This is a genomic window from Chryseobacterium sp. (assembly GCF_041914225.1).
Lineage (GTDB): Bacteria > Bacteroidota > Bacteroidia > Flavobacteriales > Weeksellaceae > Chryseobacterium.
In genome coordinates, this window is record NZ_JAYSDT010000070.1 from 1 (window position 1) to 14,229 (window position 14,229).

General features: G+C 37.7%; 14 protein-coding genes. 10 read left to right on the forward strand and 4 right to left on the reverse strand.

The annotated features are described in order from the left end of the window. Positions 1 to 207 precede the first annotated feature (207 nt). Positions 208 to 777: a YceI family protein gene (locus ACE3RB_RS18700; RefSeq protein ID WP_374465600.1), complete on the reverse strand. Its 570-nt coding sequence runs from the start codon at positions 775 to 777 to the stop codon at positions 208 to 210. A 136-nt stretch (positions 778 to 913) separates the two neighbouring features. On the opposite strand from ACE3RB_RS18700, the gene radA reads away from it, so the two are divergent. Then, entirely contained in the window at positions 914 to 2,263 is a 1,350-nt protein-coding gene (radA, locus tag ACE3RB_RS18705; protein ID WP_374465601.1) for a DNA repair protein RadA, read from the forward strand. Between the two features lie 131 nt (positions 2,264 to 2,394). Beyond that, a complete protein-coding gene (locus ACE3RB_RS18710; protein WP_374465602.1) occupies positions 2,395 to 2,988 on the forward strand; it encodes an ACP phosphodiesterase in 594 nt (197 codons plus the stop codon). 221 nt (positions 2,989 to 3,209) lie between these two features. Here ACE3RB_RS18710 and ACE3RB_RS18715 read toward each other — a convergent pair whose 3' ends face one another. Beyond that, on the reverse strand, positions 3,210 to 3,725 hold the full coding sequence (locus ACE3RB_RS18715) for a DUF6702 family protein (protein WP_374465603.1): 516 nt from the start codon (positions 3,723 to 3,725) through the stop codon (positions 3,210 to 3,212). Positions 3,726 to 3,952: 227 nt separating this feature from the next. On the opposite strand from ACE3RB_RS18715, the gene ACE3RB_RS18720 reads away from it, so the two are divergent. From ACE3RB_RS18720 to ACE3RB_RS18735, 4 genes are all read left to right on the forward strand, one after another. Further along, positions 3,953 to 4,531, forward strand: a complete 579-nt coding sequence (locus ACE3RB_RS18720) for a HupE/UreJ family protein (RefSeq protein ID WP_374465613.1) — start codon at positions 3,953 to 3,955, stop codon at positions 4,529 to 4,531. A gap of 68 nt (positions 4,532 to 4,599) precedes the next feature. Beyond that, positions 4,600 to 6,987, forward strand: a complete 2,388-nt coding sequence (locus ACE3RB_RS18725) for a M1 family metallopeptidase (RefSeq protein ID WP_374465604.1) — start codon at positions 4,600 to 4,602, stop codon at positions 6,985 to 6,987. Positions 6,988 to 7,043: 56 nt separating this feature from the next. Further along, positions 7,044 to 7,766, forward strand: a complete 723-nt coding sequence (locus tag ACE3RB_RS18730; RefSeq protein WP_374465605.1) for a hypothetical protein — start codon at positions 7,044 to 7,046, stop codon at positions 7,764 to 7,766. Positions 7,767 to 7,915: 149 nt separating this feature from the next. Next, positions 7,916 to 8,053, forward strand: a complete 138-nt coding sequence (locus tag ACE3RB_RS18735) for a hypothetical protein (protein ID WP_374465606.1) — start codon at positions 7,916 to 7,918, stop codon at positions 8,051 to 8,053. A 54-nt stretch (positions 8,054 to 8,107) separates the two neighbouring features. Here ACE3RB_RS18735 and ACE3RB_RS18740 read toward each other — a convergent pair whose 3' ends face one another. Further along, positions 8,108 to 8,806, reverse strand: a complete 699-nt coding sequence (locus tag ACE3RB_RS18740; protein WP_374465607.1) for a LytR/AlgR family response regulator transcription factor — start codon at positions 8,804 to 8,806, stop codon at positions 8,108 to 8,110. Then, positions 8,799 to 9,911, reverse strand: coding sequence for a sensor histidine kinase (locus tag ACE3RB_RS18745; RefSeq protein WP_374465608.1), 1,113 nt, complete (start codon positions 9,909 to 9,911; stop codon positions 8,799 to 8,801). The genes ACE3RB_RS18740 and ACE3RB_RS18745 overlap by 8 nt, the downstream gene beginning before the upstream one ends. Before the next feature lie 152 nt (positions 9,912 to 10,063). Between ACE3RB_RS18745 and ACE3RB_RS18750 the strand changes: the two genes are divergently transcribed. The 4 genes from ACE3RB_RS18750 to ACE3RB_RS18765 are packed head-to-tail and all read left to right on the forward strand — an operon-like array spanning position 10,064 to position 14,091. After that, complete coding sequence (locus ACE3RB_RS18750) at positions 10,064 to 10,753, forward strand: DUF2490 domain-containing protein (RefSeq protein WP_374465609.1); 690 nt, start codon at positions 10,064 to 10,066, stop codon at positions 10,751 to 10,753. Positions 10,754 to 10,777: 24 nt separating this feature from the next. Further along, entirely contained in the window at positions 10,778 to 12,064 is a 1,287-nt protein-coding gene (locus tag ACE3RB_RS18755; RefSeq protein ID WP_374465610.1) for a CitMHS family transporter, read from the forward strand. A 37-nt stretch (positions 12,065 to 12,101) separates the two neighbouring features. After that, complete coding sequence (locus ACE3RB_RS18760) at positions 12,102 to 13,313, forward strand: cation:dicarboxylate symporter family transporter (protein WP_374465611.1); 1,212 nt, start codon at positions 12,102 to 12,104, stop codon at positions 13,311 to 13,313. Beyond that, positions 13,300 to 14,091: a TerC family protein gene (locus ACE3RB_RS18765; RefSeq protein ID WP_374465612.1), complete on the forward strand. Its 792-nt coding sequence runs from the start codon at positions 13,300 to 13,302 to the stop codon at positions 14,089 to 14,091. The genes ACE3RB_RS18760 and ACE3RB_RS18765 overlap by 14 nt, the downstream gene beginning before the upstream one ends. The last annotated feature ends 138 nt before the right edge of the window (positions 14,092 to 14,229 follow it).

Here is a 14,229-nt window from a genome sequence, read left to right on the forward strand (position 1 = left end):
CAAAGATGTACTTTGTATTCTTTTTACTCATTAGATTAGGTTTGTGCAAAGTTAGGGGAAAAAGAAATACAAAGCAATTATTTACATTTTGAAAATATAAAAACACGGCTCAAACAACTATAAAACCTGAGTAAAAATTTAATTTAACAATAAAAAAGATTTTCCGATCAAATGGAAAACCTTTTTTATTATGTATAGTTGGAAATATTACTGCTTCACCAGTTCAAAGTAAGCTGCTACTTCGACATCTTTTGCAATACCAGCTCCTGTCGGATCGTATTTGATTCCATAATCCAGGCGGTTTACCGTAAACTTCGTCTGAATTCCCATTACTTCTTTTCCGTCTTTATTTTTCGTAACGCCTCCGAATGTCACAGGTGCGCTGATTTCTTTTTCCACTCCTTTTATTGTCAGTTTTCCCTTAACGATATAATTGTTGTTTTTATCTTTTGTTACGGAAGAACTTTTAAATTCAATCGTAGGATATTTGGCAACATCGAAAAACTCTTCGCTTATAAGATGTCTGTCTCTCATGTCCACTCCGGTATTAACACTGGAAACACTGATAGCAAAGCTTAAATCGGCATTATCCAGATTAGCGCCACCGGTAGCTGCTCTTCCGTCAAATTTATCGAATCTCCCCTGTACAAAACTGATTCCCATATGTTTAATATTAAAATTAACAGAAGAATGCATCTGGTCTACCTGCCAGTTTCCCTGGGCAAAGGCAACAATACTTAAAAGCGTAAATACGAAAGATAAAAATACTTTTTTCATTGTAATAATATTTTACATTAATATTTTATTGAATGAAGCTAAGATATGAAAGATATTTCTACCTCAGCACATTAGTTTTTAATATAAATTCAAACAGATTATTCTGAAAGAAAATGCTTTTTTATAACTTCGCAGTATGGCAAAACTGAAAACAGCATACTTCTGTCAAAACTGCGGAACCCAGTATCCCCAATGGATGGGACAATGTAAAAACTGCGGAGAGTGGAATACCTTAGTGGAAGAAGTGGTGGAAAAACCTTCCCATAAAACACCTCCTTTCTCAAAGACCAAACAACATGTGATTAATATTGTTGAAGTGGAAACGAGTGAGGAACCAAGAATAAAAACTCCTTCCGAAGAGCTGAACCGCGTATTGGGAGGCGGAATCGTTTTGGGTTCCGTTACCTTGATTGGCGGTGAGCCCGGAATCGGAAAGTCTACCCTTTTACTTCAGCTTGCTTTGAAAATGAAGAAAAAAATCTTCTATGTTTCCGGGGAAGAAAGTGCTTCTCAGATTAAAATGAGGGCAGACAGGCTTACGGATATTCAAAATCCGAACTGTTTCCTTTTTACCGAAACTTCACTGGAGAAAATTCTTCATGAGGCAAAAAAGCTGGAACCGGATTTTATGATCATCGATTCTATTCAGACATTGCAGTCCCAATTGATAGAAAGCTCTCCGGGAACGGTATCCCAGATCCGGGAATGCTCCAATGAGATCATCAAATATGCCAAAGAAAACAATACCCCGGTATTCCTTGTAGGCCACATTACCAAAGACGGACAGATTGCCGGGCCAAAGGTTCTGGAACACATGGTGGATGTTGTTCTGAATTTTGACGGAGACAGGAATCACCTGTTCAGACTATTGAGAGCCAATAAAAACCGTTTTGGTTCTACTTCAGAAATCGGGATTTATGAAATGATTTCACAGGGATTAAAAGAGATTAAAAATCCTTCCGAAATTCTGATTACCAAAAAATTTGAGGAACTTTCAGGAAACTCCGTTGCAGTAACCCTGGAAGGAAACAGACCTATGCTTCTTGAAATACAGGCATTGGTAAGCACAGCCGTTTACGGTACCCCTCAAAGAAGCTCTACCGGTTTTGATTCAAAAAGGCTGAATATGCTTTTAGCTGTACTGGAAAAAAGAGCCGGATTCCAATTGGGTGCTAAAGACGTTTTCCTGAATATCACCGGAGGGATCAAAACAGACGATCCGGCACTGGATCTGGCCGTTATTGCCTCTGTTCTTTCTTCCAATGAGGATATTGCCATTTCTGAGCATTACTGCTTTGCCGGAGAAATCGGTTTAAGTGGTGAAATACGTCCTGTAGCACAGATCGAACAAAGAATTACCGAAGCTGAGAAGTTGGGCTATGAAAAAATATTCGTTTCCAACCTCAATAAAATCCCGAAAAGAAAATTCGGAATCAAGATTGAAGAAGTGAGCAAGATTGAAGATTTTCATGGGAGGCTTTTCTAAGGTGAATAGTCAATTTTGCTACGCAAGTCAATAGTCAATTGGAATATGGATAAAAATTCACAAGCGAAGCGGATTCACTATTCACTATTCATCAGTATCAAACATTCACATTTAATTCATACCTTTAAGTTATGAATTATCTGGCGCATTCTTTTCTTTCTTTTACCGACGGACAGATCGTGGGGCAGTTTCTCGAAGATTTCATCCGCAACAGAGACCGTTTTTCTTTCCCGAAAGATATTCAGGATGGTATTACCTTACACAGGGCAATTGATACATTTACAGATTCCCACCCTGCTATTCATGAAGCCAAAAAAGTGTTTGCTCCTTTGGTAAGACTGTATGCCGGTGCATTTGTAGATGTTTCTATGGATCATTTTGTGGCTAGAGACCTTTCCCTTCATTCACTGGCAGAATGGAAGGCTCATTCTCTCAATGTTTACAGTGTTTTGAATGCGCATGAGCAATGGCTTCCTGAAAACTTTAAAAGGATGCTCACTAAAATGGAGCAGGACGACTGGCTCTATAATTACCGTGAAGACTGGGGAATTAAATTCAGTATTCAGAATGTGCTGAATAAAGCCAAATATTTAGATAAGGACATTCCCGTATTTGAAGCTTTTTTAAAAAATAAAGATCATCTTCAACAATGTTATGATGACTTTTTTCCTGATCTACTTGCCCATACAAAAGGAATCAATACGTTGCTGCAACTGGAAAATTAATAAACTTTAAATTTGTCTTATTGTTTAAAACGCAAAGTTTTAAATAAAAAAAGTAATATTTTTAAGGGTGCTAAGAAGGCGACAAAGTCGCTGAACAAGCTGCATGGATTTGGTACCGCTTAGAAAAATCAACAAAGTTGATTCCTCCTTTGCTTCCTCAAAAATATAATATCATACGCTGAAATCTTTGCGTGAAATTACAATAAACTAAATATATATTCTTAGAACTGTTTATAGAGATAGCGGTTAGGATAGGTAAGTTTTTCACTGTTCCTTTGTCCATTCACAATAATATGCACAATGTTGATCTGGTCATCAAAAAGGTTGTACAGAAAACTCACGGCTGTTTCTACTTTTTTAGGAGCAGCTACAGGTTCAGACTCTAGATATACATTTACAGATTCCTGGTCTTCTTCGTAGCCGATGTAATTTACTTTCAAAAATTTGTTATCAGCTTTTAATTTGAAATATTCTGAACAGTATTTTGGCAGGGCCTCATTCAGTTTCGTCTTGTATTTTTCATCATTGAAATGAAAAGCTCCGCCATATTTTTTGCCCAATCCGTTTTCCATGTCATCCAGAAAGAATCTTCCTGTCACTTCAAATGTTCTGGATTTTGAATTATAATTAATTTCCACAGAACCCACATGATAAGGATGCACAGCATCATCACTTACAAAACTCTGGAATACGACTGTTAATAATAAAAGAAAACTCCAAAAAAACTTATCCGGCATGCACTTTATTTTTACAGCAAATATAAAAAAAGCAACAGTTATAGAGACAGTTCCTTCAAAAGAAGGCATTATTCACTAATACCAGTCCTGTCTGTTTTTTAATGAAAAATCAAAAACCAGGAATTCGTTTAGTTCCTGTGAAAAGTGTAAAAAGCCGCTGCATTTCTCTAAGAAGATCCGATCCTCCTTATGAAATGTTTACTTTTGTGAAAAAATTTTTAATCAAAATGCAGGATTTCCTTTTTTATTTAAACCTTGGATGGGAGCATATTATTTCTCTGGATGCTCTGGATCATCAGCTTTTCGTATTGGCACTTATTGCTGTTTATTCTTACAGCGACTGGAAAAAAATCCTGATTCTTGTAACTGCATTTACAATCGGACATTCCATTACATTGGCTTTAAGTGTCCTGGATGTGTTCAGGGTTCCTTCAGACTGGGTTGAGTTTTTAATTCCCCTTACTATCGTTCTGACTTCCCTGGATAATATTATTATGAAGAATCAGAAACAGACCTTAATGCGGGCCAATTACTATCTCGCGCTCATTTTTGGTCTTGTTCATGGAATGGGATTTGCAAACACAGCAAGGGTGATGATCACAAAAAGCCAGAGTATCGCTTTACCTTTGCTTGGCTTTAATATCGGATTGGAGCTTGGGCAGATTGTAATAGTATTTGCTATTTTGATATTCCTGTTCATTCTTCTTAATCTCTTTAAGGTGAACAAAAAAGACTGGATTCTGTTTGTCTCTTCCGGGGTGTTCGCTTTATCCTTAAAAATGACTTTGGAAAGGATTCCTTTTTAAAAGTTAAATATTTTCATTATTTCAACAGCTTATTGTTATCTTTGATCATTAATAAATCATTTTCGGTTATGAAACTAAAAGTTGCCATACTTTCACTTTCTGTATTTGCATATACAGGTTTCACCGCACAAAATATTCAGAATAACCCGGGCAGCAATCACGGTAATAAGTTTGAGCAGCTGGGAACTATTCTGCCAACACCCAACATTTACAGGACAGCTTCAGGAGCTCCCGGACATGGATACTGGCAGAACAGAGCAGATTACAACATCAACGCTTATCTGGATGAGGATAAAAGAAATCTGAAAGGTTCAGAAACAGTGACCTATTACAACAATTCTCCTGACGATCTGGATTATATCTGGCTGCAGCTGGATGAAAACGAACATTCAAACATCAGAAATGCAGGCTATGATACATCATCTGTTCTTCGTCCTTCAACAACTGACCAGCAGCTTAAAGTAACCGAACTTCCTGTGAAGGATAACGGTTATGGCGTTACTCTCGAAAAAGTAACGGATGCCTCAGGAACTCCTTTGAAATATACAGTGAATAAAACCATGATGCGTATTGATCTTCCTAAGGTTTTGAAAAAGGGAGAAAAATTCGTTTTCAAAGTAGACTGGAACTACAATATCTCCAACAGAATGAAGATGGGAGGCCGCGGCGGTTATGAAAATTTCCCTGAGGATGGCAATGATCTGTACACAATGGCACAATGGTATCCAAGAATGTGTGTATATAGTGATTTCCAGGGCTGGCAGAACCATCAGTTTACCGGAAGAGGTGAATTTGCATTGGTTTTCGGAGACTTTAAAGTTTCAATCAATGTACCTGCTGATCACATTGTGGGCGGAACAGGAGAATGTAAAAATTATGATCAGGTATTAACTTCTGATCAGCTTTCAAGATACAGAAAAGCTGAAAATGCTTCTGAACCTATTGAAATTGTAACATTGGATGAAGCTAAAAAAGCGGAGAAAAATCATTCCAAACAGAGAAAAACATGGTTTTTTGAAGCCAAAGATGTCCGTGATTTTGCATGGACTTCTTCCAGAAAGTTTGTATGGGACGGAATGCGTGTAACAATTCCTGAAAACAATAATAAGGTTATGGCTATGAGTTTCTATCCAAAGGAATCTTATGGTCTTTACAGGAAGTTTTCCACAAAAGCTGTTGCCCACACAATTAAAACCTATTCGGAATTCACCATTCCTTATCCGTATCCGGTAGCACAATCTGTAGAAGCTGCCAACGGGATGGAATATCCGATGATTTGTTTCAATTTCGGAAGAACTGAAAAAGACGGCACCTATTCCGAAGGAACCAAAAACGGAATGATCGGAGTAATCATCCACGAAGTGGGACACAACTTCTTCCCGATGATCATCAATTCTGATGAAAGACAATGGGCATGGATGGACGAAGGCCTGAATACCTTTACAGAATATCTTACAGAAGAAAAATGGGATAATAAATTCCCTTCCAAAAGAGGACCGGCATGGACTATTGTAGATTACATGAAACTACCGAAAGACCAGCTGGAGCCTATCATGAGCAACTCTGAAAATATTGTTCAGTATGGCCCGAATGCGTATTCAAAGCCTGCTACAGGATTAAATATTCTTCGCGAAACCATCATGGGAAGAGAGCTTTTTGACAAAGCGTTTAAAACGTATGCTAAAAGATGGGCTTTCAAACATCCTGAACCTGCAGACCTTTTCCGTACTATGGAAGATGCCAGCGGTGAGGATCTTGACTGGTTCTGGAGAGGTTGGTTCTACGGAACAGATCCTGTAGATATTGCCATTGATAAAGTAACGGTAGCAGTTCCTGATCTTGAGACCAATCCAAAGGTTGCCGCTGAAGTAAAATACCAGGTTGAAAAGCCATTAGTAAACAGTTTTGAAGACCTTTCAAAAATCAGAAACAGAGAAGATAAGAATATTAAATTCTACGTGGATACTGATAAAGAAGCCCAGGATTTCTATTACAGATATGACAGAGGCCAGGAAAAAGTAGATAATAATAAGGAATACACCATTAAAACAGAAGCGAGTCTTCCTTTGGATGCGAAGGATAAAGAGAAATTAAAAAATATTACTGGATACCAGATTGATTTTGTCAACAAAGGTGGTTTGGTAATGCCTATTATTCTTGAGTTTACTTTTGAGGACGGCTCCAAATTATATGATAAATCTGCAGCACAGATCTGGAGGCTGAATGAGCAAAAAGTTTCCAAGACATATTATTTTGATAAAAAAGTAAAATCAATTCAGCTTGACCCGATGAGAGAGACTGCTGATATTGATACTACCAATAACTTCTGGAGCAGCGCCGGATCAGGTACTGAAAGTTCCAAATTCCAGCTCTTCAAACAAAAACAGGACGGAGCCCCTGTGAGAGGAGGTTCTACCGGAAAGGTCAATCCGATGCAGGCAGCAGGAAAGAGTTAAAAACCAACAGGTTGTAACTTTTAACAGATATAGCACTACTTATTATTAAAAAGATCATGAGAACCATCCTTTTTCTTTTAATACTAAGCAGTGCTAATTTTTTTGCCCAGAACCTGCTGAGTCCGAAAAACCCAGGGATTAATCCGAAGCTGATCAAAGATGAGATTTCTGAAGCCGTCTGGTATGCCGGGAATGCCGATACGAAAACTGAGATCGGAAGTATTATTACAGAAATCAAAAAGATGAACAAATCAGATCTCCTGATCAGAACAACGGTAAAAATGAAGCAAGCCCCGGATGCAAAATGGATTGATTCCACCCTTGTAAAAATATCGGACTTCGAACCCGTTTATCATTCTTCTTACAACTTAAACAGGGATATAGTCCTCAAATCCGGGAAAGATAAAGTCACCGGTTATTACCTGGATAAAAAATCCCAGAAAAAAGAGATCATTGAAATTCCTGCAACGGATTATTTTGACAGCAGCAGTTACGCAATGCTCATAAGATATCTTCCTTTAAAAGAAAATTATACTGCAGAAATTTCCATTTTTGACTATAACCCTAAATCTGAGAAAAAAGGTATGATGAAGGCCTACATCCTTGATACCCAAAAAGCGGAATACAAAGGGAAACCGGTCTGGATGGTAAAAACAAATGATGATATCAGTAACAGAACCGCTATCACAACGTATTATATTGATACTATAACAAGGAAAATTGAAAAGCAGGATATGGATATGGCAGGAAGAAAGATGTCTTTGGAAACAATCCGGTAAATTATTGCAGATACCAACACTTTATTTCGATCTATAAAAAATATAACAACCTGACTTAAAAATCTTTATATTTGATTTACCATCAACACAAAATGTCAAAAGTCCTGATTGACGATAAATGTTCAGGATAAAAAAACAAAATATTACTTATGAAAAATGCCAAATTATTAAGCAGAGATGCTCAGAAAACAATCAATGGCGGACTTGCTGCCAGACTGGTATGCTGCGAACGCGACGAAAACGGAAAATGTACTTTATGGATCGGACCGGGACAAAACTGCCCTTAATACAATCCTTTGATAACAATTTTGAAGAAAGCCGGAAATTCCCGGCTTTCTGTTTTAACTTAAATGTGCTTTTACATTCTTTTTATAAGTGCGCCCCAGCGGAAGCTCTTCTCCGTTTTTCAGAAAAACATGGCTGGAATTATAAGAACTGATATGATCTGACAATACAATGTAAGACTTATGGATTCTGATAAACCCGAAATGCTGAAATTTCTCTTCAAAATTGGACATTCTATCCAGAATCATATATTTTTTCAGTGGCGTCATCAATACAATGTATTCCCCGAAACCCTGTATCCAGAGTATATCTTTAAGAAAGACTTTATTCATGACATAATTGGATTTGAACATAATATAATCTTCCTGCTGCTGGCTATTGGCTAAACTTTTAAATTGAACAAAATCCCTTGCTTTATTGACCGCTTTTTTAAAAGTCTCAAAATCCACAGGCTTAATGAGATAATGAACAACATCCAGCTCAAATGCCTTCACTGCATATTTTGTTTCCAGCGTAAGAAAAATACACAGCGGCGGATCGGGGAGCTGCTGCAGAAGCTCTACCCCATTGATCCCCGGCATATTGATATCAAAAACAACCAGATCCACTTTGTTCGCTTTCAGGAAAGCCAGCGCTTCTTCCGGCTTCTGAAATGAAGCCAGCAGCTGAACATCTTCAAGCTGGGCGCAATATTGTTTTACAAGCTGTAATGCAGGATATTCATCATCTACATTAACGATAGTCAAATTAGCCATTTATAATAATGTTTAAGGCAATTTTATATTGATCACTGTATTTCGGTCCGGAATAAAATTCATACTGATCCGCATAAAACTTTTCCAATATATGAATAATTGCTTCATTACCCAGCCCGTGATAATCTGATTCAACCGGGTTACTTCTATCCTTCCCGACAGAATTAATAATTTCAAAATACAGCTCAGAACGCTCAATTTTACAGAACAGTTTTATAAAACCCTGAGGATCTTCTCCTATTGCAGAATGTTTCAAAGCATTTTCAAATAAAGTAAGAAATACAGCAGAAGGAATTTCAACAATATCAAACTCTTCCTGGTCTTCAATATCCATTACAATATCCAGCTGGTTATTATATTTAAGCTGGTATAAAGCTGCAAGCGCTTTCAGTGAAGAAAATTCTTGGGAAACCGTTACTTTTTCTTTTCCGCTGTCATAAATAATATACTTAAGAAGCCTGCTCAGCTGCAAAATGGAATCCGAAGTCTTCTCCGAATGGGTAAAACTGTTCGCATATATATTATTAAGGGTATTCAGCAAAAAATGGGGGTTCAGCTTAGATTTAAGCAAATCAAGATAAAGCTGGTCTTTCTCTTCTCCAAGGCTGATCACGTCCTGTTCTATTAAAAATTTGTCCTTGGTAATTCCCAAAAAAGACCCCACAAGAATGACAATGCCCTGTGAGATATATACATTATACAGAAAGCCCACATGATAGCCCTCTCCGCTGAAATCCATCTGGAAAACTGCAGGCTCCCACAGAATCCTGAAAAGGCTGGACACCAGAAAGCAGATCAAAGCATAGAGAATAAACTCCGGATATTTATTGGATAAATAAAACCGGGGAACCAGATAATAGTATACCAAATAATAAATTCCCACATTGAAAATGGTATTCAAAAAAATACTTATTACCAGCTGAGTTGAATCCAGGAAGTAGTTTTCGGTGAAATAAGTCATCAGAATGAAGATAAAAAGGAAAAAAATGTGCTGAAACCTCAGCAAAAATTTCCAACGGTACTCCATAAGGCTTTCCAGAATTTTACCACTGAATAAAATCCTGATAATCAATAATATAATAATAAAATTAATGATTAAAAACATAGCCCTTACCTTATTTTGAAACGCATCAAATATAAATATCTTTTTGCCTCAAAATGCAGTTTGTTGAGAAAAACTGTCATTGATTGAAAAATTCCAGCGCCACTCTTTCTAATAAATATATTTGAAAAAGTACAATATTAACCCAATATTATATGAAAATTAATATAAAATTAACCCTTATTTTATCATTATGTTTATTCAACGGACTTTATAGCCAGAGTAAAGATAATTACAATATGTGGTTTCAGTACCTGATGTCGGCAAAGATTACCGATAAAAGTACTTTAACAGCTCTTACCCAATACCGTTCCTTCGACCTGGCTTATGATACAAGACTTTTTCTGGTGAATGCCTATGTAGACTATGAAGTGGTGGAAAATATAAAGCCTGCTGCAGGGGCCATGTTTCTGATCCTTGAATCTTATAATGCCGACGATTCTAAAAAGATAAGATATGAAAAAAGACCTTTCCAGCAGGTAACTGCTGATTATTACATCGGCAGAACGTCAATCTCCAACCGTCTTAGAGTAGAAGAACGTTTTATCAGTAATCCGGATGAATTCGAGGTAAGAATCCGGTATCTGATCTCTGTCCGGATTCCTTTCAATAAAAAAGGAGAAAAAGAAAAACTCTATGGCATTCTTAAGAATGAAATAAGAATGAACGTTGATAAGCTAGAACCTTTCGACAGCAATCGTATCACCGCAGGTCTTGGAATAAAATTAGGAAAAAATTCTGCGTTGGAGCTTGCCTTTATCAATCAGCTGGAAACCAAAAAAACGAGTAATTACGGCTTCATAGGTTTCAGAAACAGTTTTGACTGGAGAAAAAAGAAACAATAACCTCATTAACATTTACAACATACTATGCTTACATTTCTTGGTTTTCTAATGATTTTCATCTTCATGATTCTCATTATGAACAAAAAGATGACTCCGCTTACAGCGTTGGTCATTGTTCCTGTGGCCATTGCTCTCATTGCGGGTTTTGGTCCGCAACTCGGAGATATGATGAAAAACGGTGTCAAAGAAATAGCTCTGACCGGCGTTATGCTGATCTTTGCGATCCTATATTTCAGCTTAATGATAGACACGGGGCTTTTTGAACCTCTCGTCAATATAATTTTAAAAGCCGTTGGGGATAATCCCATTAAAACAACAATAGGAACCGCTGTTCTTACCGCATTGGTTTCATTGGATGGTGACGGCTCATCCACTTATTTAATTGTAGTGGCCGCAATGCTTCCGCTGTACAAAAAACAGGGCATGAATCCCCTGATCCTTACCTGCATCATTATGCTTGCCGGGCAGATTATGAATATTCTTCCGTGGGGAGGCCCCACAGCAAGGGTAATGAGTTCCCTGAAGCTGGGACACACTGAAATCTTTGTTCCGATTATCCCCATTATGGCAATAGGCATCCTGTGGGTTATATTTGTTGCCTATATTTTGGGCAGAAGAGAAAAAATAAGAATTGCAAAACATGGTAAATTTACAGGTTACAACAGCAATGATATTATTGGGGAAGCTGATCCTGCACTCCGCCGCCCAAAACTGATCCTGATCAATCTTGCCCTTACCATTACCCTTTTAGTGGTGATGATCCTGGATATTGTTCCATTGGGCATTGCCTTTATGATTGCTTTCTGTATTGCCTCCATCATCAATTATCCCAAATTGAAGGACCAGCAGAAAATAATTTCCAAACATGCAGGAAATGCATTATCCGTAGCGGGAATGATTTTCGGAGCCGGAATTTTCACGGGAATCCTTAACGGATCAGGTATTATGCAGGCGATGGGGAACAGTATGATAGAAATAGTTCCCAAAAGCTGGGGAGGTTATATGAATATCGTAACCGCTTTATTCAGTATTCCGTTTACTTTTTTCCTGTCCAATGATGCTTATTATTTCGGGATACTGCCTATCATTGTTGCTACCGGACATGAGTTGGGAATTGCACCTGAAATATTGGGGCGAGCAAGTCTTATCGGGCAGGGCTCGCATCTTCTCAGTCCATTGGTTCCTTCTACCTATCTGCTGGTATCACTGGCAGGTGTGGAATTTTCAGATCACTTAAAATATACATTGAAATGGGCCCTAGGATCATCCCTCATCATGTTGATGAGCGCATTGCTTCTTGGTATTATATAAGGTTATATCTTTGAATTTTGTAATCTTTAAAAAGTGAATGATGAAACCTATTAAGCAAAAAACATTTACAGACTCCTATTTAAGAAACCTTACGCTTTATGTGTTCACAGCGATTATCTGCGGAGCATTAACCGGCTATTATTTTCCGGAAGTCAGTAAGCATCTGGAAACGGTGAGCAGTTACTTCTTCATGCTTCTTGAGGTTTTGATCATTCCCGTTATTTTTATTGCGGTGATGTATGGGGTGAGCTATATTTTCAGCACCAAAAATGCTTTTAAAATTGTAAGCCAGATGGTACTGTATTTTTTGATCATTACTTCTGTCAGCATTGTATTGGGAATAGGTTCCGGGCTTCTTTTAAAGCCGGGTGCCAATACAGGAATTATTATTTCTTCCCATAAAGCGCTTCCGGAAAGATTTTTAACAAAGACTACCAATCCTTTACATATCAGCAATTATGTACTTTTCCTCTTAATATCAATATCTGCGGGAATCCTGATTGGTCTTTCGAAGAAGAAGAATAACATTCTTAAAGCGATAGACGTGGGAAGAAATCTGTTTTTCAGGCTTATCAAATATGTTTACATTTTTCTTCCTGTCGTTATTTTCTGTAATATAGCTTACGGAATTTCAGTATATGGAATTAATACCTTGCTGCCGCTAAGTAAGATTGTTGCCACAGTATATCTTACCAGTGTATTTTTTATTTTCGGGATCTTAGGGGTTATAACGGCTTATTTTAAAATTAACCTCTGGGATTTTCTGATCAGCATCAAAGAAGAAATCATCCTGGTAGTAGCCACTTCCTCTTCAAAGACGGCATTCCCCATGATTTTTGATAAAATGGAATCACAGGGATATGACCGAAAAATTCTTCGCCTTATTATTCCGTTGGGATATAATTTTAATCTGGCAGGAGCCTGCATCTATCTTTCAATCTCGTGTATTTTCCTGGTCCAGCTTTATAATATTCCGCTTACGGCAAAAGATTATTTCTGGCTTTTTATCACCATTTCAATTGCGTCAAAAACAGCTTCGGGAGTTCCCGGGTCAGGCTTTCTTGCCCTGATGTTCACCTTAAGCCGGTTCGGAAAAATTCCCACCACAGATCTTGCGCTGCTCTACAGCATAGACCGTTTTATGAACGAGGCCAGATCTGTTACCAACTTTATAGGCATTACCGTTTCTGCCGTCATTATTTCAAAACTTAACCAAAATACTATTTCTTTAAAAAATGATGTTTCCTGATTTCACCCACCTTTTCAATGACATATTACAAAACCCTGCAAAATCGATAGCCATTATCGGCAACCTTATCCTTATTGAAAGCCTCCTTTCCGTAGACAATGCAGCCGTACTGGCTACCATCGTCATGGATCTTCCCGAAAACCAAAGAAAAAAAGCTTTGAAATACGGAATCCTCGGAGCTTATGTGTTCCGCGGACTGGCTCTTATTTTTGCTTCTGTACTGATTTCCGTGTGGTGGCTGAAACCACTGGGAGGGCTGTACCTGATCTATATTTCTGTTGACTGGTTTATCAAAAAAATAAAAAACACAAGTGATGATGAAAGTCCGGAAGAAAACCCCAACAAAGAATCCAGCTGGCTGTATAAAAATTCAATTGGACTGTTGGGGCAATTCTGGGCTACAGTGGCCATTGTAGAAGTTATGGATCTTGCTTTTTCCATAGATAACGTTTTTGCTGCTGTGGCTTTTTCAGACAACTTACTTCTGATTACAATAGGTGTTTTTATAGGAATTTTAGCTATGAGATTTATTGCACAGTGGTTTGTACGCCTTATGCAGGTATTCCCTTTCCTGGAAACTGCCGCTTTTATTGTGATTGCTGTTTTAGGAATTAAACTAAGCTTATCTCTGTATGAGCACTTCTACCCTGCCACGGCATTTGCTCAATTTTTAGGCAGCCATACCATGGAAATTTTAGTTTCTGTCGTTACCGTTCTTTTGTTCGTAGTACCTGTAATAACCAGCTATCTTTTCGGAATTCCGGCCCGCAAAAAATAATTTTCTGCCAAATTTTCACATTCGGAAAATAAAAATCTGCCATTTCATCCATCGGCGTCTCATGGCATACATTTAGAGAATTTCAAGACAGAAATAATTAAAAAATTAAATATATTATGTCAGTAAACTTTAAACCAT